Raw genomic sequence first — 19,137 nt, 5'->3', positions numbered from 1 at the left:
TTCCCCCACTAGGCAGAAGTCGTCAGCGCGTCAGCGGACGGTCGCGTTGCGGCTGTCCACCACAGCGGCGAAGCGCTGCCAGTCCTCCGCGCACATCCGGGCGAGTTCGGCGATGGCCTGGATGCAATGTCCAGGGATGTTGCGGGCGAGCAGTTCCCACTCCGCGGGGTCGGCGCCCGGTCCGTTCAGCCGGCGCAACAGGGTGCGGCCGGTCTCGGAGTACCTGAGGGACGGATCTGACCGCAGGCGCTGCACCACGGCACTGCGGTCGACAGTTGGCCGTTCCGGCCGGGCGGCCCGGCGGACAGCGGCCCCCCGGGCGTGATGCCGATTCGGTACGGGGTTCTCGCCCCGCCGCATCCGTCCCCGTACATCCTTCGCGGTGGTCGCGGAGATACCCGCCGCACGGGCGACCTCGATGATCGACGCTTGCGGATTCTGAGCCAGCAACTCGCTGGCCCGCAGGCGTCCGTCGACCCGATCGCGTGGGTGGTAATGACCGTCGCGGCCGAGCCGCTCGAACGGCGGGGCGGCATCCGACCGCCTGCGCAGTGCGGCCACGGTCTTGTCGGAGATGCCGACCACGGCCGCGATCGAACGATCGGACCAGTCCGGGTGGTAGCCGATGACGCGCTGCGCCGCCGCTTTCCGGTCGGCGAGCGTCAGGGGCAGACCGTGGGCGCTGTTGAGACGGACGGCGAGTACGAAGGCGTCCCGCTCGTCGCCGTCGAAGAACGTGACCTCGATGGTCTCGTCGCCGCGCAGCTGGGCGGCGATGAGCCGGTGGATACCGTCGATGACCCGCATCGACGCCCGGTGCACGATGATCGGCGGCAGCGGCACCTCGACCGCGGCGAGCGCCTGGATGTGAGCTGTGCTCTGTGCGGTACGCGGCGAGTCCCCCGGCAACAATCGCGAAACAGAAATCCTGTGCGTCTGGGCCGCTGCTGGAGAACTTCGGCTATGCGGGTTCGTGACTGTTTCCATGATCTCCCCCCGTCAGGAAACCCGGCCGCCCGGTCAATCGGTCCGCCAGGTTTCCTTTGTCTCGCGAGCTCGAACGTGGTTCGCACGATGTGGCCGGCCCGGGCCGTCGGTGCGAGTGCCAGGCCTGCTCTCGGCCGCACCCGACCACCGCCGAGCGCTGCGTCAAGCGACGACTGGACCGTCCCACCGGCCGAGCCGTTCACATTGTGGAGTGTTACAACGAGGCCGAGGGCGCTCGGCGAAAGAGTTCTTTCAAGCCCTGGTCGACCCGGTGACGGCCTGTGGCATTGTCGATGAGCGTCGTCACTCAGGCGCGCTGGGCGATCACGGGTGATCACCGGGACAGCAGCACCGGGCGCAGCAGATGAGGGGACACCGTGTTGTCGGCCGCCTACCAGCAACGGACGATTCCGCTGCCGGACGACCCGCTGTCGTCGGTCGCACGGCTGGCCTCGGCGTGGACCCACGACGACTTCGTCGTCTACGAGAACGGCGCGGAGTGGACGTTCGCCGGTGGCGCGCTGGCCGAGGTCGTCGCCGACCAGAGCGGGATCCGGCGACACGGTCCGGATCCGGCCGGGTTCCCGTGGAGTCAGGCCCCGTTGTCCCGGGTCCAGGAGCTGCTGGACGGCGCCGGCGTCCAGCAGTGGCGGGCGTACGGGTGGGCCGCGTTCGAACTTCCGTCCGCGACCCGCGGTGCGATGACGCATGAGCAACGGGTGCTTCACCTGACCATTCCGCGGATCAGCGTCCGGCTGCGCGACGGGCACGCCCACATCGCCTCGATGGACCCGGCAGCGACGGAGGCGGTGGAGGCGGCGCTGTTCGGCCGGAACCGGAGTTTCGGCCGGCCGGCAGAGCCGATCCGGGTCCGCGAGCGGGGCGTCGCCGAGTACCGGCGGCGGGTCGATCGGGTGATCCGTGCGATCAGGAACGGCTCCCTGGAGAAGGTCATCCTGTCGCGGAAGATTCCGGTCCAGGACGACATCGACCTCGTCGGTACCTACCTGGCGGGCCGTCGGGGCAATACGCCGGCGAGATCCTTCCTGCTGCGGCTCGGTGGCATCGAGGCGACGGGTTTCAGCCCGCACAGCGTGCTGGACGTGACCGCGGGCGGTTGGGCGACGACCCACGCGCTGGCCGGTACGCGCGCGCTCGCGGCCGACGACGACGAGCACAACCAACGGCTACGGGCAAACCTGCTCCGGGATCCCAAGGAGGTGTACGAGCACGCGATCTCCGTGAAGGCGGTGATCGACGACCTCAGCCGCGTCTGCGCGCCGGATTCGGTGGCTGTCGCGGAGTTCATGGCGGTGCACGAGCGCGGGTCGGTCCAGCACCTGAGCTCCCGGATCACCGGTCAACTCGCACCCGGTCACGGCACGTGGGACGCCTTCGGGGCGGTGTTCCCCGCGGTCACGGCCTCGGGCGTACCGAAGAAGGCAGCCTTCCGCTGCATCCGGGAGAACGAGGACGGTCCGCGGCAGCTCTACGCCGGATCCGTCCTCACCGTCGGGCATGACGGTTCCCTGGACGCGGCGCTGGTGCTTCGCGGGGTCTACCGGCAGAACGGGGCGACGTGGCTACAGGCCGGGGCGGGGATCATCGGACAGTCCGATCCGGACCGCGAGTTCGAGGAGACCTGCGAGAAGCTCGACAGCGTGGTCCGCTTCCTGGTTCCGGCCGAGGGCAGCTAGTGCGGTGTACGCCGACAGCTCGACCCGAGCCACAGGTGTGGCGGGTCGAGCTGTCCGGAGGTGCTCCCGCTGACGCTGGTCTCAGACCGTCAGCCGCCAGCCTTTGGCCCGTTCCCGTTCCCGCCAGAAGTCCTGGTAGCGACCGGGTTGATCGATCAGCTCAGCGTGCGTACCGCGCTGGGTGATCCGGCCGCCGTCGAGCACGAGAATCTGGTCTGCCGCCGCCACCGTGTGCAGCCGGTGCGCGACGACGACAAGGGTCCGCCGTTCGGCAAGCATGCGGAGTGCGGCGGTGACCGCCGCCTCGCCGCCTGGGTCGAGGGCCGCGGTGGCCTCGTCGAGCAGCACGATCGGCGCCTGCTTGACAAGTGCCCGCGCGATCGAGACCCGTTGGCGTTCGCCACCGGAGAGGCTGGCACCGCCCTCCCCGACGCGGGTGTCCCACCCGTCCGGCAGCCGGTTGACGATCTCGTCGACGCGGGCGAGACGGGCCGCCTCGTGGATCTCCTCGGCCGTGGCGTTCGGCCGCCCGAGCCGGATGTTGGCCTCGATGGTGCCGTCGAACAGGTACACGTCCTGGAACACCATGGCGAGTTGGTCGGCCAGCGCCGCGGTCGTCAGCTCGCGCACGTCGACGCCGCCGACCCGGACCGCACCGGCGTCGACCTCCCAGAACCGTGCCGCCAGCCGCAGCACCGTCGTCTTCCCGGAGCCCGAGGGTCCGACGATCGCGGTGAGAGTGCCCGGCCGCGCCGCAAAGCTGACGTCCCGCAGCACCGGACGATCGTCGTAACCGAAGGAGACGTTGTCGAAGCGCACCTCGCCCGGTTCGGTCAGTCGGTCCACGCTGCCCTCGGGCAGCGGTTGCACGGCGAGCACCTCGTCGAGCCGGTCGATGTCCTCCGACGCCATCCGCAGCGCGGCCGCATGGTCCACCACCTCGATGAGTGGACCGATGAAGCGGGTCACGAGGACGAGCAGCACGATCAGCTCGGCCGCGTCCAGCGAGCCACCGAGCGCCAACGTCACGCCGACGGCGATCAGGGCGACGAAAGCGGCCTGCACCGCGGTGGAGAAGGCGATCAGAGCGATCACCGCGTTGCGGCTCATCTCCCCGTACGCCCGGCGCTGCCCGACCAGGGCGTCGTCGAGCAACCTGTTGTTCTCCCCCGTCCGGCCGAACGCCCGCAACACCGGCTGGCGCTGCGCGAACTCCACGACCCGGCTCGCCGATTCGACAGCGGCACTGTCGATCGTGCCGAAGCTGCGGGCGATGGCGGTCTGAGCCCACTGGTGCGTCGCGAGCAGTACCAGCCCGGCGACGAACAGCGCCGTGGCGAGCCGCCAGTCGAACACGAACATGCCGAGGGCGACCACGACCGGGGTGACCGAGGCGCTGATGACGGGCTGCATGAGATGAGCGGGTACGCCGATGATGTTCGCGGTGCCCTGGGACATGGAGTGCGTGAGGCGACCACGGCGGTCGGTGCCGAACCAGCTCAGGGGCAGCCGGGCCAGATGGTCCCCGATCCGGCGATGCATGCCGAGCAGCAGGTCGTCGGCGATCTGTTGACCGTGCAACGCCTGCGCGTAGAACAGGACACAGGTCGCAGCCGTGACCGCGGCGAGCACGACCAGCCACGGCACCGCCGCGTCACGGTCACCGTCGAGCAGTGGCCGCAGCACGGGAACCACGGCCAGGACACAGACGCCCTGCAACACGGAGAAGGCGACAAGCAGCACGATCCATCGGATGAACCGTGGCCGGTCCGCGTGGTCGACGATGCGGAACAACTTGCGGATCATGCCGGCTCCTCCGATGCCCCCGTCTGGGTCGCCCACATCCGGGCGTACTCGCCACCGGCCGCGATCAGGTCGTCGTGACTGCCGGATTCGACGACCCGGCCACCGGCGAGGACCACGATGCGGTCGGCGCTGCGGATCGTGTGCAGCCGGTGCGCGATCACCAGCAGCGTGCGGCCGGACACCAGACTCGACAGCGCGTCCTGCACCGCCGCCTCGGACTCCGGGTCGGCGAAGGCCGTCGCCTCGTCGAGGACCAGGACGGGGGTGTCGGCCAGGATCGCACGCGCGATGGTGACCCGTTGCGCCTCGCCGCCGGACAGTTGGGCGTCCTCACCCACCACGCTGTCGTAACCGCGGGGTAGCGCCATGATGCGGTCGTGGATCTGCGCCGCACGGGCCGCTGCCTCGATCTCCGCGCGGCTGGCGTCGGGGCGACCGAGGGCGATGTTGTCACCGATGCTGGTACGCAGCATCGACGTCTCCTGGAAGACGAATCCGATCTGGCGGTACAGATCCTGCTCGGACACGTCCCGGACGTCCACGCCGCCGATCCGGATGGCGCCTTCGTCGACGTCCCAGAACCGCGGGAGCAGCCGAGCCAGCGTCGACTTTCCGGAACCGGACGAACCGACCAGCGCGGTGACGGTGCCGGGCTCGAGCACGAGGTCGATGCCGTCGAGAACGACGGTCCGTCCGTCGTAGGAGAAGCGCACGCCATCGAGTTCGACGCGGGCGCCGGCCGGCTGGCGCGGCTCGGCGGCACCCGGCAGTTCGGGGGCCGCCAGCAGTTTCGCCACCCGGCTCGCGGCATCGGTCGCCACCTGCATCGCCTGTGCCCCGAAGCCGAGCGCCAGCACCGGCGCCCCCAACCCGACCGCCAGCATCACGAACGCGACAAGCTCGGCGGGATCGGCGTCGAGCCACACGCCACCGGCGAGCGCCACGAGCAGCATCACCGGCGGGGAGATGATCATGGAGGCTAGTGAGTCGAGGTGACGCATCCCGCCGGCCCACTCGCTGAGGAAGCGCGCCAGGTCGTCGCCGGCGCGGCGGTACCGGTCCTGGGCCCGTCCGGCCTGGCCGAAGGCCTTCACCACAGCGATCCCGTCGACGAATTCGACGACGGCGGCGTTGACCTTGTCCAGCTCGGCACTCCAGCGCGCGGTCCGCTCGCCCTCGTCGCGCATCATGTACGCCACGAGGCCGAACCACACCACAAGCGGACCGAGGCAGAGCAGCGCCAGCCTCCAGTCCAGCCAGAACAGGTAGCCCAGCGCGATGAGCGGGGTCACCACGGCGGCCACCAGGTCGTTCACCACGTGGGCGACCGCGTGGTGAACGGCCGCGACGTCATCGGCGAGCACCCGCTTCACCTGGCCGGAGCTACGTTCGGTGAACCAGCCCAGGGGCACCCGGCTCAACCGTCTGGCCGTGTCGCGACGGATCTTCAGGCCGACGTCGGCGTCGGCGACATGACTGATGGTGTACGCGGTCGTGGCGCAGATCGTGCGGACCACGAAGCCCACCGCCGCCACCACCACCCAGAGCCACACCGCGTCGCGGTCCACCGCGGCGGCGCCGAGGAAGTCGCGGGCGATCTCCACCACCGCGATGTACGGCGCGAGCCCGGCCACCGCGCCGATCAGCTGGAGCACGGCGGCCACCACGAGCCGCCCGCGCACCGGGGTGAGCACGACGCCCAACCCGCTCGACTTCTCCTCCTGCTCCGGTCGCGCCTGTCGGGTCGCCACCGGATCCTCAACCGCTGTGCTCACCGCGCCCCCACGGTCCATTGGATCGCTGTTCCAATTCGCACTCTACCGTTCGGACGGCCGGTTCGGACAGTCGGTGGGCGGACCCGGTCATCCGGGCAGCGGCGCGGGCTCGACGAGGCGGGCCCGCAACGACTTCTTGCTGACCTTGCCGATGGCGGTGAGCGGCAGGGACGGCACGAAGATGTAGCGCTCGGGGATCTTGTACGCGGCCAATCCGGCGTCGCGTAGGAACCTCTTGAGCTCACGGATGCGGGGCGGTTCGGCGGTCGGTACGACGAACGCGCACACCCGTTCACCCAGGTCGTCGTCCGGTTGACCCACGATCGCGACGTCACGCACGCCCGGGTGCCGGCTCAACTGCTCCTCCACCTCCTCGCTGGGCACCTTCTCACCGCCCCGGTTCACCACGTCCTTCACCCGGTCGACCACGACCAGATTCCCGGACGGCAGCAGGCGCACGATGTCGCCGGTGCGGTAATAGCCGTCCGAGGTGAACGACCGGGCGTTCTGCTCGGTGGCGCGGAAGTACCCGCGGATGGTGTACGGCCCCCGGGTCAACAACTCGCCCGGTTCGCCGACGGACACCTCCCGGTCGTTCTCGTCGACGATCCGGATCTCGTCCAGCGGCGACATCGGCCGGCCCTGCGTCCCGACGACGACGTCCTCGGGATCGTCGAGGCGGGTGTAGTTCACCAGGCCCTCGGCCATCCCGTACACCTGCTGGAGCTGGCAGCCCAGCACCGGACGTACCTGCGCCGCGAGCGCCGGCTTCAGTCGGGCGCCGCCCACCTGCAGCACCCGCAGGCTGGACAGGTCGTACGCGGTGGTGGCCGCGGCCTCCAGCCAGACCCGGGCGATCGGGGGCACGACGGCGGTGACTGTCACCCGGTGCTGTTCGATCAACGCGAACGTGTCCGCCACGCTCGGGCTGGGTGACATCACGACAGTGGCGCCGGCGGAGAGGGCGCCGAGTATCCCCGGGGAGCTGAGCGGAAAGTTGTGCGCCACCGGCAACACCGTCAGGTACCTGTCGTCGACGCCGAGGGGACAGACGTCGAGGCTGGCGCGCACGCTGTAGGCGTAGTCGTCGTGGGTCCGCGGAATCAGCTTCGGCACCGACGTGGACCCACCGGAGAGCTGTAGCAGGGCGACGTCCGCCGGATCCGGATCGGCAAGCGGCACCGGCTCGTCGAGAAGGTCCGCGAGAGTGGGACACCCACCGCTGCCGCCGTGCACGACGACGTGTCGCACGCTGGCGCACCTGCTGCGGACGCGCTCGATCAGGGGTCCGAAATCGAAACCCAGATGACGGTCCGGGACCACGTACGCCACGGCCTCACTCTGCGTACACAGCTGCACGATCTCGTGCTCGCGATGGCTCGGCTGCGCCAGCACCGGGACGGCGCCGATCCGGAAGAGCGCGAAGCACAGCACCACGAATTCGCCGACGTTCGGCAGCTGGACGACCACCCGGTCGCCCCGGCCGATGCCGAGCCGGTGCAGACCACCGGCGAGGCGGTGTGCCTCGCGGTCGAGGCGTTCGTACGTCCAGCTACCGCTGGCGTCGACCACGGCCGTTCGGCTGCCGTGCCGGTGGGCGGATTCGGTCAGGAGTCGGCCGAACGTGACGCCGGTCCAGAGTCCGGCGGCACGGTACCTCGACGCGAAGGCGGGCGGCCAGGGCGTGAAGGACGTACTCGTCGTCATTGTGCGCTCTCCCGGCTCGTGTCTCTCGCGGCTCGCCGTCAGCGCAGCGAGGCGCCACCGTCGACATAGATGTTCTGCATGGTGATGTGCCGCGCGTGATCCGAGACGAGGAACACGACCAGCCGCGCCACGTCCTCCGGCTCGGCGATCCGGCCCAACGGGATCCCGGGACGGAACGACTCCAGGTCACCGGCGACGACCTTGGCGCTCCCGTCCTGCCCCTGCCACAGGGCGCGCTGCATCTGCGTGTCGGTCGAGCCGGGTGACACCACGTTGCAGCGGACGTTGTGGCGGGCGAGTTCGAGGCCGAGGCACTTGGTGAACTGGGTCGTCGCGGCCTTGGACGCCGCGTACGCCGCCATTCCGATGCGCGGGATCTCGCTCGCGTTGGAACCGACGGTCACGATCACGCCGCGGCGCCGCCGACGCATGGTCCGCGCTGCGAACCGGCACATGTGGAACACACCCGTGGTGTTGGTCGCCAGGGTGGCCGCCCAGTCGGCGCTGGACATCTCGGTGACCTCACCCATTCGCAGCACGCCTGCCACGTTCACCAACACGTCGACCGGGCCGAGTTCGGCCTCGGTCCGCGCGCAGACCCGCTCCACCGTGTCCTCGTCGGCCACGTCCACCGGATAGGGGCGCACACGTCCGCCTGTGGCACGCAGCCGCTCGGCCGCCTCCCGGAGCGCGGACGTGTCCCGGTCCAGCGCCGCCACCACCGCCCCCTCCGCGCTGAGCGCCGCGGCCACGGCCGCGCCGATGCCGTGGGCCGCCCCGGTCACCACCGCGACCCGCCCGGCGACTCCGGGCAGCGCTGCTCCGGCCGGCGCTGGTTCTGGTCCGGTCATTCCTGCTGCTCCAGCGCCTGTCGGACGTCGTCCACGGTGGTCACGACGCCGCAGCGGGTGGCGACATGTTCCAGGGCGGTTATGTGATGCCGCAGCGAGAAGTCGGCCATCGCGTCGGCCACCGCGAAGGCCTGGATGTCGTTCATGAACGCGTCGATGATCGTCGCCAGGCAACCGATGTGTGCGTACACGCCGCAGACCAGGATCTGGTCACGGCGCTGCTCGGCGAGCAGATCCAGCAGACCCGTCCGGTGAAAGGCGCTGTACCGGCGTTTGACCACGAGTGCGGCGCCGCTGTGGTCCAGTTCGGTTGGTATGTCGACCCGCGCGTCGGGGCCAGAGCCCCAGAAATCGAAGAGCAGTCCCCGCTCTGCGCGGTCCTGGTGCGCCGGCTGCACCGAGAAGATCACCGGGATGCCCGCCGCCTCGCAATTCTTGCGCAGCACCGCGACGCGCTCAATGACCGACTGCTTCCACTCCCCGAACGGGTCGAGGAAATAGCGCTGCATGTCGTGGATCAACAGCGCAGAGCGCGTAGGATCCACCCTCCAGGGCACGGTGTTCTCAGGCAGATCATCCGATCCCGGGATAGGATAGGAATCGATCGCTGCGATCCCCATAGGTCACCCGCTCCTGTTTCCGGCAGTTGTTCGAGAACGCACGGCCCACCCTGATCTGTCAGCTGCTGGAGTCCCGCGCCTGTCGTGAAAGATTCGACGCCAGATAGCGTTCGACGGCAAGCGAATCCTGCAACGCGACAATGCGGCGCATCGATCCGAATCTTACGGTGGCCGTCACGATCGGCCAAGAGGTCGAGCCAGCGGCCGACCGTTCCTCGATCCGCGGAGCCGTCGTCGCTACCGGCTCGCGCCCGTCCCGAGATCCGCGCCAGGCCCTGTGTCGCTGTGCGCTGTCCATCCGCCGCCTGGCTTCCCGACAGCCGACCCGGACGCCCGCGGACAATCCGCAGGCGTCCATGGAGGATGGCCGACGGGGTCCGCAGGCGTCCACGGAGGGTCAGCGCGGCGCCGAACGCGCGCTCACGATCTCGCTCAACCGCGCCTCCAGCCCGTCCAGGATCCGGTCCAGCGTGTACCGGCAGTACTCCCGCCGCGCCGCCGCCCGGTCGGCGACGTCGCCTGTGAAACGCGCGACCATCCACTGCATCTGAGCAGCACCGGAACCGGTCGACGGATGCGATTCCAGCATGCGCCCCAGGCCGACCAACCCCGAATCGGGCTCACTCACGTCCAGGTCACCGAGCGCGATCGCGCCCAGGCAGGTGTTGAACGCGAAGGAGTAGGCGATGGCGGCCTCGTCGCCCCACCCGGCCTCAAGCATCCGGGTCACGCCGACGTCGAGCAGGGGCAGCAGCAGCTCGGTCTGCGGACCGTTGCGCAGCAGCCAGCTGGCGACGCCGGGATAGCGCGCCAAGTGGTCGATCATCAGCGCCAGCACGTCATGCAGCAGGGTGCGCCAGTCGGATTCGTCGACAGCCAGGTTCATCCCGGCGTAGATCCGGTCGACGACGGACGCGCACACCCGCTCCTTGTCACCGACGTGGTGATAGATCACCGACAGCGAGGTGTCCAGGTAGGCGGTCAGGTCGCGCATGCTCCAACCGTCGAGCCCCCGCTCGACGGTCAGCGCCACGGCAGCGTCGACGACGATCTCGCGCGACAGTCCTGTTCGGTAGGTGCGCCTGGGACTCTTCGACATCACACGACCCTTGCTTACGGTGAGCAGCCATGTTATTGGTTCGGCGAAAGGCTGGAAGCCGGGGCCGAACTAGATCGGGGGCGTGTCCGGGCGCGCCGGCCTCCGCCACCTGGATCGCGCCGCGCCCCGGGTCGACGGCGAGCGCCGACGAGGCCGCTCACTGAGCGGGTCACCAGCGCACCCGGGACCGGGCCCACGCACGACCGTGTTCGCCCCAACGGTACGGTCCGTTGCGGTAGATTGAAACACTGATCTAACATGCGATCGTCGATGCGTGAGAGGAGCCCAGGGCATGCAGGACACGCCGCGGCAGGGGGGCGCAGTTCGCTGGATCGCCCTAACGGTTCTGGTTCTGCCGGTCGTGCTTGTGTCAATGGACCTGTCCGTGCTCTATCTGGCCATTCCCACGATCAGCAGGGATCTCGAGCCGAGCAGCAGCCAGATGCTCTGGATTCTGGACAGTTACGCATTCGTCCTGGCCAGCCTGCTGATCGTCATGGGCAACGTGGGCGACCGGATCGGGCGACGCCGGCTGCTGATGATCGGCGCAGCGCTGTTCGGTGTGGCCTCGACGGTCGCCGCGTTCGCTCCCACCACCGAGGTGCTGATCGGGGCCCGCGCCGCGATGGGCGTGGGTGGCGCCACACTGATGCCGTCCACCCTGGCGCTGATCCGCAACATCTTCGATGACCCCGGTGAGCGCACCCGGGCGATCGGGATCTGGACGGCCGCGTTCGCCGGCGGTGGGGCGCTGGGCCCAGTTGTCGGTGGAGTGTTGCTGGACTTCTTCAGCTGGGGCTCGGTGTTCCTGATCAACGTGCCGGTCATCGCCGCGCTGCTGATCCTCGCGCGACCGCTGGTACCCGAGTACGCCAGTCCCGTGAACTCGCGGTTCGACATCGTCGGGGCTCTCCTGCTGCTGGGGACCATCCTGTCGGTCGTCTACGCCATGAAGCACAGTGCGGAGATCATCGGTCTGGATCAGGCGAGCATCGTGGCGTTGCTGCTCGGACTCGGGCTGGCGATCACCTTCGTACTGCAGCAGCGGCGGACGGCCGCCCCCTGGTGGATGCCGGGCTGCTGCGTAATCCGATATTCCTCGCGGGCCTGGTCGCCGTGACGGTGGGGATGCTTGCGCTGATGGGTCCGAACCTCTTCTTCGCGTGGTATCTGCAGCTGGTGCTGGGCATGGGTCCGCTGGTTGCCGCGCTCTGGCTCCTGCCCATGACGGTCACCGCCGCCATCGGCGCCACGACCGCGCCGAAGCTGCTCAAGACGGTCGGTCTCGCGCGCTCGCTCGCGATCGGGTTCATGATCTCGGCGTTGTCGCTGATCATCGTCGCCTTCAGTCGGGCGACAGACGGGGTCTGGATCCTGCTGATCGGCGGCATGCTGCTGGGCCTCGGCGCCACCATCGTGCTCACCCTGGCGACCGAATCGATGGTGTCGGCCGCCCCGGCCAGCCGCGCCGGAGCGGCGTCGGCGATCTCCGAGACCGGGTCCGAGCTGGGGGGTGCCCTCGGGATCGCCGTGCTGGGCTCGGTCGGCACGGCCATCTACCGCGCCTCGGTGGACGTGCCGTCGGGGGTGCCGACGGAAGTCGCCGATGCGGCCCGGCAGACCCTCGCGGGTGCGGCGCAGATGGCCGGGGAGCTGCCCGCGGAGATCGGCGCGGCGCTTCTCGACAACGCGCGGACCGCCTTCGCCTTCGGCTTCTCGATCGCTGCGGTGACGGCCGCGGTGATCATGCTGGCGCTGGCGATCGTGGTGCCGAGGATGCTGGCACGAAAGCGTTCGACCACGTCGCCGGACGAGGTTCCGATGGCTCCCGCCCCCTGACGGCTCCGGGTCGTCTCCCTTCGTACCGAGGTCAGCACGACGTGGCAGCACCGTAGCCGCTCCGACGCCTCGCGCGCACGCGTCCCTGGCAGATCCTCGGTGAGACCGGTTCACCGCCCCGCCTGCGCCATCAGCTCCGACGCCAAGCGCTGTCGTGCTCACCGATCCTCCGGTCGAGCCGTTCCGGCTCGACGCCGTCAGCAGATCCCAGGCTGCCTACGATCACAAATTAGACTGATTGGAAATACTGCCCTTCCAGAGTCGACCCCCCACTCGCGGCCTTCATGTTTTCGTACACGTCTGATATTGTCCGGCATACGTTGTCCACGACCCGAAGATTCAGTCGGGCGCCCCTGGAGGGTCGAGTGGGAATTGACGTGCTGCTATCAGGATACCGACATCTCCGCACCCGTGGCAGAACTGACGCAATGCGGATCGTCCGCGATTAACAGTGCGCTGAAACTCCCCCATCCGGCCTCCGCCACCATCGGACCCCTTTAGAGTTGGGCATCTTGAGACCATGGGCCATTTCGTCGTAGGCAGCTCGCCGATCATCGGGCACCTGGCACCGCTACTGCCCGTCGCAACCGAACTCCGCCGCCGCGGTCATCGCGTACAGGTACTCACCGGCAGTCGATTTTCTGAGCGGGTCACCGCAGCCGGCCTGGAACACGTGTCACTGCCACAAGAGTGCGACTTCGACGCTCAGGATCTCGACGCGGCCTTCCCGGAACGCACCACGAAGAAGGGCGTGTCGAAGCTGCGCTTCGACATCGACAATCTGTTCGCCAACTCGATGCCGCACCAGTATCGAGCCGTGCAGAACCTGCTGGCTCCGGGGACGGTCGACGCGGTACTCGTGGACTCGGCGTTCTGCGGGGTGCTGCCGCTGGCGTTGCAGCCGAAGGCGCACCGGCCGGCGGTGTACACCGCGGGTGTGGTGCCGATGTACGTGGCCAGCCGGGACACCCCGCCAATCGGGCTCGGACTGCAACCGATGGCCCATCCCGTCGGGCGGGTGCGCGACGCGGTGCTGAACGCGCTGGTCCGGAAGGTGCTCTTCGCGCCGTGTCATCGCGTGTTCGCCGAGCGGCTCCGCGAGGCCGCCGGGGTGGAGCTACCCGTGTACTTCATGAACGGGTCTCTGCTCACCGATGCGATCCTGCAGCTCACCTGTGAGTCGTTCGAGTTCCCGCGCCGTGATCTCCCGCCCGGAGTGGTGAGCTTCGTCGGTCCCATCCTTCCGTCGCCCCCCGAGACGTTCGAGCCACCCTCCTGGTGGGCAGATCTGGACGGCAGCAAGCCTGTCGTGCTGGTGACCCAGGGGACCATCGACAACAATGATTTCTCGCGGCTCATCGTCCCAGCGTTGCAGGCGCTCGCCGACGCGGACGTCATCACCGTGGCGACCACCGGAGGGAAAGCGCTGCCGTCGAGCATCCCGGCAAATGCGCGGGTGGCGGACTTCATTCCGTACGCGCACCTGCTGCCGAAGGTCGACATCATGATCACGAACGGCGGGTACGGCGGGATCCACTTCGCGCTGACGCACGGAGTGCCGATGGTCGTCGGTGGCGACAGTGAGGGCAACCAGGACAGCGCCGCCCTCGTGTCCTGGTCAGGGACGGGAATCAACCTGCGCAGCGGATCCCCGAAGCCGGCGGCGATCCGCAAGGCCGTCGACACGGTGCTGACCGACCCGTCGTACCGCACCCGGGCGCAAGAGCTGCAACGTGAGCTGGCCGGGTTGTCGGCCGTCACCACCATCGCCGACCGGATGGAGTCCGCGATGCGTGAGCGGGTGTCGTCCTGACCGTTCTCGGATGGCGGTCGTCGGCTACGTCAAGCCGGCCCGGGTCCGGGGATGGCCGAGCGCGCCCGGCCGATCCGGCAGAAAGTGCCGGAGGCGGTTGCCGCCGGGCGCCGACCACCCCCGTTGCCGTGGGCCCGGTGTCGGCATCGGCCGCCCAAACCGGTCAGGGCAGCAGGATGATGTGCAGGGTGCGGGGGCCGTGTACGCCCTCGACCCGGTTGAGTTCGATGTCGCTGGTGGCTGACGGGCCGCTGATCCAGGTCAGCGGTCGCTGCGGGGTGAGCCGGGTGAGTGCCTGGGGCACGTTGGCCACGACCTGGGCGGTGCGGACCACGCAGATGTGCAGGTCCGGCAGCAGGCTGAGCACACGGCGACCCTGGTCGGGTGAACCGTCGAGCACGACCGTACCGGTGTCGGCGATGGCGACGGCAGCAGCGGTGATCACGCCGTCGGCCGCGGTGATCTCGCTGTTGTCGAGGCCGTCGTCGGAACGGACGGTCACGGTCGCCGGCAGCCAGGCCGACGGCAGCCCCGGTGGCACGACGACCCGCGCGCCGACCGGCAGGATGCCGGCGATGGTGTCGGCGACGGCCGGCTCAGCGACCTGGTGTACGTGGGCGCGGTAGTCGGTCAGCCGGTCGACCAGCAGGTCGAGGTCGACCGGGCCGTCCCGCCGGTAGTCGCGCGGCACCTCCACAGGCGCCGGCGCGGCCGGCTTGGGAGCGGTCCGGTCGGGGGCGGTGGGGTCGAGGGCGGCGCGGAGTCGGGCGAGGATCGTCTCCCGGGCGTTCACCGGCTCGCCCACCACTGCCGGAAGGTCTGCGCCGGCACCTCGGGCAGGTCACGGCCGGCGGTCCACCCGGACAACGGGGGCGGCAGACCACGACCACGCCGGCCGGTCAGCCGGCTCAGCCGCGTCGCGCGCTGCGCCGCCGCGAACAGCGCCGGGTGGTCCATGGCGTACGCGGCGGCGGCCATGACTGCCGACTCACCGGGCGGATGCGGGGCCTGGTCGCGCAGGTGCACCAACAGCTCCGGAATGTTGATCTTCACGGGGCAGGCGTCGTAGCAGGCCCCGCAGAGCGACGACGCGTACGGCAGCGAGGCGTTGTCGGCCACCCCGGTCAGCAGCGGGGACAGCACCGCACCGATCGGCCCCGGATACACCGACCCGTACGCGTGCCCGCCGGTGCGCTCGTAGACCGGGCAGACGTTCAGGCACGCCGAGCAGCGGATGCAGTGCAACGCCTGCCGACCCACCTCGTCGGCGAGCACCGCGCTGCGGCCGTTGTCCAGCAGCACCAGATGGAACGCCTGCGGCCCGTCGCCCGGGGTGAGGCCGGTCCACATCGAGGTGTACGGGTTCATCCGCTCGCCGGTCGAGGCCCGGGGCAGCAGTTGCAGGAACACCTCCAGGTCCCGCCAGGTCGGCACCACCTTCTCCACACCCATCACCGTAATCAACGTGCGCGGCAGGGTCAGACACATCCGGCCGTTGCCCTCGGACTCCACCACCGCCAGAGTGCCCGTCTCCGCCACCGCGAAGTTCGCCCCGGACACCGCCACCGACGTGGACAGGAACGTCTGCCGCAGAAAGCGACGCGCCGCCGCCGCGAGGACCGTCGGCTCGTCGGTCAACCCCGGATCCACCCCCGGCATCGCCCGCAGGAAGATCTCCCGGATCTCGGCCCGGTTGCGGTGGATCGCCGGCACCAGAATGTGACTCGGCCGGTCCTCGCCGAGCTGCACGATGAGTTCGGCCAGGTCCGTCTCCACCGGCGCGACACCCGCCGCTTCGAGGGCCTCGTTGAGGCCGATCTCCTGCGTCACCATCGACTTGACCTTGATCACCCGGTCACTGCCGGTGCCCCGGACGAGGTCGACGACTATCGCGTTCGCCTCGTTGGCGTCGGCGGCCCAGTGCACCACTCCCCCGGCCGCGCTCACCCGCTGCTCAAGCTGCTCCAGCAGCTCCGGCAACCGGGCCAGCACATCCGCCTTGATCGCCGAGCCGGCCGCGCGCAACTGTTCCCAGTCCGGCACCTCGGCGATCACCGCACCCGACTTCGCCCGGATCGTCGCCGTGGCGTGCCCGAGATTGCGGCGCAGCTGCGGGTCGCCCAGCGCCCGCCGGGCAGCCGCCGGAAAGGACTCCTCACCCCGTAGGTGCCCGACACCAGGCGGGGCGGTCGTCGGCATGCCGAGGAAGGTCTGCCTCACGACCGCACCACCAGGTCACCGCGTTCGCCCACGACACCGTCGGGCTCGGTCGAGGCCAGGATCTCCGCCAGATGCACCGTGCGCACCCCGGCCCGCAACCGCGACAACCCGCCACCGATGTGCATCAGGCACGACGCGTCCCCCGCCGTGCAGACCTCCGCGCCTGTGGACACCACGTGGCGCATCTTGTCCACAAGCATCGCCGTCGACGTGTCCGCGTTCTTGACCGCGAACGTGCCCCCGAACCCGCAACACTGTTCCGCCGCCGGCAACTCCACCAGATCCAGCCCCCGCACCGCACGTAGCAACCGCACCGGCTGATCGGCCACCCGCAACATCCGCAGCGAATGACACGTCGGGTGATAGGTCACCCGGTGCGGGAAGAAGGCCCCCACGTCGGTCACCCCGAGCACATCCACCAGCAGCTCGGACAACTCGTACGTCCGCCCCGCCACCGACTCCGCCCGCGACGCCAACCGGACGTCACCGACCCGCCGCGCCACCATCGCGTGCTGATGTCGCACCGACCCGACACACGACCCCGACGGCGCCACGATCACGTCGTACGGATCGAACACCCGCACATGCCGACGCACCAACGGCACCGCCTGCGCCTGGTAACCGGTGTTCACGTGCATCTGCCCACAACACGTCTGTCCCGGTGGAAACACCACCTCATGACCCAACCGCTCCAGCAACCGCACCGTCGCCTTCGCCGCCTCCGGAAACAGGGTGTCCGCCAGACACGTCACGAACAACGCGATCCGCACGTCACACCTCCACCCGCCGCTCGCCCGCCTGCGCCGCCACGGACCGGCTAGGCCCGTACCGCACGATCCGCTGAGTCTGCCGTACCAGCCGCCGCAGCGCAGCAAGGTCACCACGGACCACGCCGGCCGTCCGAGCCTGCACCAGCAGGTCGTCGATCGCTCCTGCGGATCCTCGCCCGAGAGCGGAGAAAAGCTGCCCAGGGGCATGGTCAACGGAGCCGCCGGTTGCGAGACTGCTTCAATCTGGGTCAGCACGGGCAAACGAGGCTCGGCGTCGACACGACCCGGACGGGGGAAGGAATGTCCAGCACACAGCTGTCCCTGCCGCAGCCGTCCGCGCGGGCGCCCGAGTTCGGCCGGGACGCCCTCATCGTCTGCGAGAACCTGGTGCGGATCTACCAGACCGGTTCGATCGAGGTGCAGGCACTGCAGGGACTGGATCTGACCGTGGACAGCGGTGAGCTGGTCGCCGTCGTCGGCGCCTCCGGGTCGGGCAAGTCGACACTGCTCTCCATCCTGGCCGGTATCGACGCCCCCACCGCCGGGCGGGTCCGGGTCGACAGGTGGAATCTGCTGGCGATGTCCCGCGCGGACCGGGTCGACTACCGGCGGCACACCGTCGGGTTCGTGCGGCAGCAGACGGCGAGCAACCTGATCCCTTACCTGACCGCGCGGGAAATGGTGGATCTGCCGATGACGGCGGCCCGTACCGCGAAGCAGGAGCGTCGGGAGCGCGCGGCCGAGCTGCTGGACAGCCTCGGTGTCGCCGACTGTGCCGACCGCCGCCCCGGGCAACTCTCCGGAGGGCAGCAGATGCGGGTCGCGATCGCCGTGGCGCTGGCCAACCAGCCGCGGGTTCTGCTCGCCGACGAGCCGACCGGCGAGCTGGACGCCGCCACCTCCGCGGAGGTCTTCGGCGTGCTGCGGGACGTCAACCGGCGCTACGGCGTCACAGTTGTCGTGGTGACCCACGACCCCCAGGTCAGCGGTCAGGTCGAACGGACTGTCGCGATCCGGGACGGGCGCACCAGCAGCGAGGTGCTGCGGCGCGCCACAGTCGACGCGGAGGGCGACACGCACATGATCGCGGAGGAGTACGCCGTGATGGACCGGGCCGGGCGGGTGCAGGTGCCCCGCGACTTCCGCCAGGCGTTGGCGCTGACCCGACGGGTCCGGCTGGCCCTGGAACCCGATCACATCACTATCCGTCCCGACTCGGGAAGCGGCGAGTGAGCAGCGAGCCGCTGCTGCGCGTGCGCGGCGTGCACAGGCGTTTCCGTACCGGACCGACGGTCGTACACGCCCTGCGCGGCGTGTCGTTCGATGTGGCCGCCGGTTCCATGGTGGCGCTCGTCGGCCGCTCCGGCTCGGGCAAGACCACCCTGCTCAACACCATCGGTGGTCTGGATCGCCCGGACGCCGGCAGCGTGCACGTCGACGGCACCGAGGTGACGACGCTCGACGAGGACGGACTGTCCCGGCTGCGGCGCGAGAAGGTGTCGTACGTCTTCCAGAGCTTCGGGTTGATCCCGGTGCTGTCGGCCGCGGAGAACGTCGCCGCCCCGCTGCGGCTGGCCCGCGCCGCCCCGGCCGAACGCGAGCAGCGGGTCGAGTTGCTGCTGGAGCTGGTCGGCCTGGCCGACCACGCCCGGCAGCGGCCGGCCGAGCTGTCCGGCGGCCAGCAGCAGCGGGTCGCGATCGCCCGCGCGCTGGCCGCCTCACCCCGGCTGCTGATCGCCGACGAGCCGACCGGGCAACTGGACGCCGAGACGGGCCTGTCGGTGATGGCCCTGCTCCGTGGAGTGGTCGAATCCGAAGGCGTCACCGCGCTGGTGTCCACCCACGATCCGGTGATGATGGCGTTGGCCGACCGGGTGATCCGCATCCACGACGGGCACCTCGAGGAGGCAGCCGGGCGGCCGGGCGAGCCCGCGCCGGACGTCAGGTGACGCG

The 19,137-nt window shown here is 69.8% G+C and carries 17 protein-coding genes; 6 read left to right on the top strand and 11 right to left on the bottom strand.

Translation table 11 applies throughout. The features are described 5' to 3' along the window. Positions 1 to 30: 30 nt before the first annotated feature. Positions 31 to 912, bottom strand: coding sequence for a ParB/RepB/Spo0J family partition protein (locus CLT74_RS03740; protein WP_486581958.1), 882 nt, complete (start codon positions 910 to 912; stop codon positions 31 to 33). A 452-nt stretch (positions 913 to 1,364) separates the two neighbouring features. Here CLT74_RS03740 and CLT74_RS03735 point away from each other — a divergent pair, with 452 nt between their 5' ends. Beyond that, on the top strand, positions 1,365 to 2,684 hold the full coding sequence (locus CLT74_RS03735; RefSeq protein ID WP_099845277.1) for a salicylate synthase: 1,320 nt from the start codon (positions 1,365 to 1,367) through the stop codon (positions 2,682 to 2,684). 81 nt (positions 2,685 to 2,765) lie between these two features. On the opposite strand, the gene CLT74_RS03730 is transcribed toward CLT74_RS03735, so the two are convergent. The 6 genes from CLT74_RS03730 to CLT74_RS03705 all read right to left on the bottom strand — a co-directional run bounded on the left by CLT74_RS03730 (position 2,766) and on the right by CLT74_RS03705 (position 10,542). Then, positions 2,766 to 4,490: an ABC transporter ATP-binding protein gene (locus CLT74_RS03730; protein WP_099851220.1), complete on the bottom strand. Its 1,725-nt coding sequence runs from the start codon at positions 4,488 to 4,490 to the stop codon at positions 2,766 to 2,768. Continuing rightward, complete coding sequence (locus tag CLT74_RS03725; protein WP_099851224.1) at positions 4,487 to 6,265, bottom strand: ABC transporter ATP-binding protein; 1,779 nt, start codon at positions 6,263 to 6,265, stop codon at positions 4,487 to 4,489. Before CLT74_RS03725 ends, CLT74_RS03730 begins: the two co-directional genes overlap by 4 nt. A gap of 87 nt (positions 6,266 to 6,352) precedes the next feature. Beyond that, positions 6,353 to 7,972, bottom strand: coding sequence for an AMP-binding protein (locus tag CLT74_RS03720; protein WP_099845276.1), 1,620 nt, complete (start codon positions 7,970 to 7,972; stop codon positions 6,353 to 6,355). Between the two features lie 38 nt (positions 7,973 to 8,010). After that, complete coding sequence (locus tag CLT74_RS03715) at positions 8,011 to 8,823, bottom strand: 2,3-dihydro-2,3-dihydroxybenzoate dehydrogenase (protein ID WP_099845275.1); 813 nt, start codon at positions 8,821 to 8,823, stop codon at positions 8,011 to 8,013. Next, a complete protein-coding gene (locus tag CLT74_RS03710; RefSeq protein WP_099845274.1) occupies positions 8,820 to 9,443 on the bottom strand; it encodes an isochorismatase family protein in 624 nt (207 codons plus the stop codon). The genes CLT74_RS03715 and CLT74_RS03710 overlap by 4 nt, the downstream gene beginning before the upstream one ends. Positions 9,444 to 9,840: 397 nt before the next feature. Continuing rightward, positions 9,841 to 10,542, bottom strand: coding sequence for a TetR/AcrR family transcriptional regulator (locus tag CLT74_RS03705; RefSeq protein ID WP_143697060.1), 702 nt, complete (start codon positions 10,540 to 10,542; stop codon positions 9,841 to 9,843). Between the two features lie 292 nt (positions 10,543 to 10,834). Between CLT74_RS03705 and CLT74_RS30145 the strand changes: the two genes are divergently transcribed. The 3 genes from CLT74_RS30145 to CLT74_RS03695 all read left to right on the top strand — a co-directional run bounded on the left by CLT74_RS30145 (position 10,835) and on the right by CLT74_RS03695 (position 14,194). Then, positions 10,835 to 11,662, top strand: coding sequence for an MFS transporter (locus tag CLT74_RS30145; RefSeq protein WP_143697059.1), 828 nt, complete (start codon positions 10,835 to 10,837; stop codon positions 11,660 to 11,662). Then, positions 11,608 to 12,381, top strand: coding sequence for an MFS transporter (locus tag CLT74_RS30140; RefSeq protein ID WP_143697058.1), 774 nt, complete (start codon positions 11,608 to 11,610; stop codon positions 12,379 to 12,381). The genes CLT74_RS30145 and CLT74_RS30140 overlap by 55 nt, the downstream gene beginning before the upstream one ends. A 520-nt stretch (positions 12,382 to 12,901) precedes the next feature. Further along, positions 12,902 to 14,194 carry a nucleotide disphospho-sugar-binding domain-containing protein gene (locus CLT74_RS03695; RefSeq protein ID WP_099845272.1) on the top strand — a complete coding sequence of 431 codons (1,293 nt, stop codon included), beginning with the start codon at positions 12,902 to 12,904 and terminating at the stop codon, positions 14,192 to 14,194. A gap of 163 nt (positions 14,195 to 14,357) precedes the next feature. On the opposite strand, the gene CLT74_RS03690 is transcribed toward CLT74_RS03695, so the two are convergent. From CLT74_RS03690 to CLT74_RS03675, 4 genes are read right to left on the bottom strand one after another with little or no spacing between them, the layout of a single operon-like run. After that, a complete protein-coding gene (locus CLT74_RS03690) occupies positions 14,358 to 14,999 on the bottom strand; it encodes a LutC/YkgG family protein (protein WP_486581957.1) in 642 nt (213 codons plus the stop codon). After that, a complete protein-coding gene (locus tag CLT74_RS03685) occupies positions 14,984 to 16,393 on the bottom strand; it encodes a lactate utilization protein B (protein WP_099851218.1) in 1,410 nt (469 codons plus the stop codon). The genes CLT74_RS03690 and CLT74_RS03685 overlap by 16 nt, the downstream gene beginning before the upstream one ends. Before the next feature lie 17 nt (positions 16,394 to 16,410). Continuing rightward, positions 16,411 to 17,184: a (Fe-S)-binding protein gene (locus tag CLT74_RS03680; RefSeq protein WP_099845270.1), complete on the bottom strand. Its 774-nt coding sequence runs from the start codon at positions 17,182 to 17,184 to the stop codon at positions 16,411 to 16,413. A gap of 1 nt (position 17,185) precedes the next feature. Then, on the bottom strand, positions 17,186 to 17,326 hold the full coding sequence (locus CLT74_RS03675; RefSeq protein WP_199172087.1) for a type 1 periplasmic-binding domain-containing protein: 141 nt from the start codon (positions 17,324 to 17,326) through the stop codon (positions 17,186 to 17,188). A 158-nt stretch (positions 17,327 to 17,484) separates the two neighbouring features. Here CLT74_RS03675 and CLT74_RS03670 point away from each other — a divergent pair, with 158 nt between their 5' ends. Both CLT74_RS03670 and CLT74_RS03665 read left to right on the top strand, forming a co-directional pair. Beyond that, positions 17,485 to 18,417 (top strand): ABC transporter ATP-binding protein, encoded by a 933-nt coding sequence (locus CLT74_RS03670; protein WP_099845269.1) that lies wholly within the window; start codon positions 17,485 to 17,487, stop codon positions 18,415 to 18,417. Further along, positions 18,414 to 19,133, top strand: a complete 720-nt coding sequence (locus tag CLT74_RS03665) for an ABC transporter ATP-binding protein (RefSeq protein WP_099845268.1) — start codon at positions 18,414 to 18,416, stop codon at positions 19,131 to 19,133. Before CLT74_RS03670 ends, CLT74_RS03665 begins: the two co-directional genes overlap by 4 nt. The last annotated feature ends 4 nt before the right edge of the window (positions 19,134 to 19,137 follow it).

Source organism: Verrucosispora sp. CNZ293 (assembly GCF_002754655.1).
This window is presented reverse-complemented; position numbering and strand designations above follow the sequence as displayed.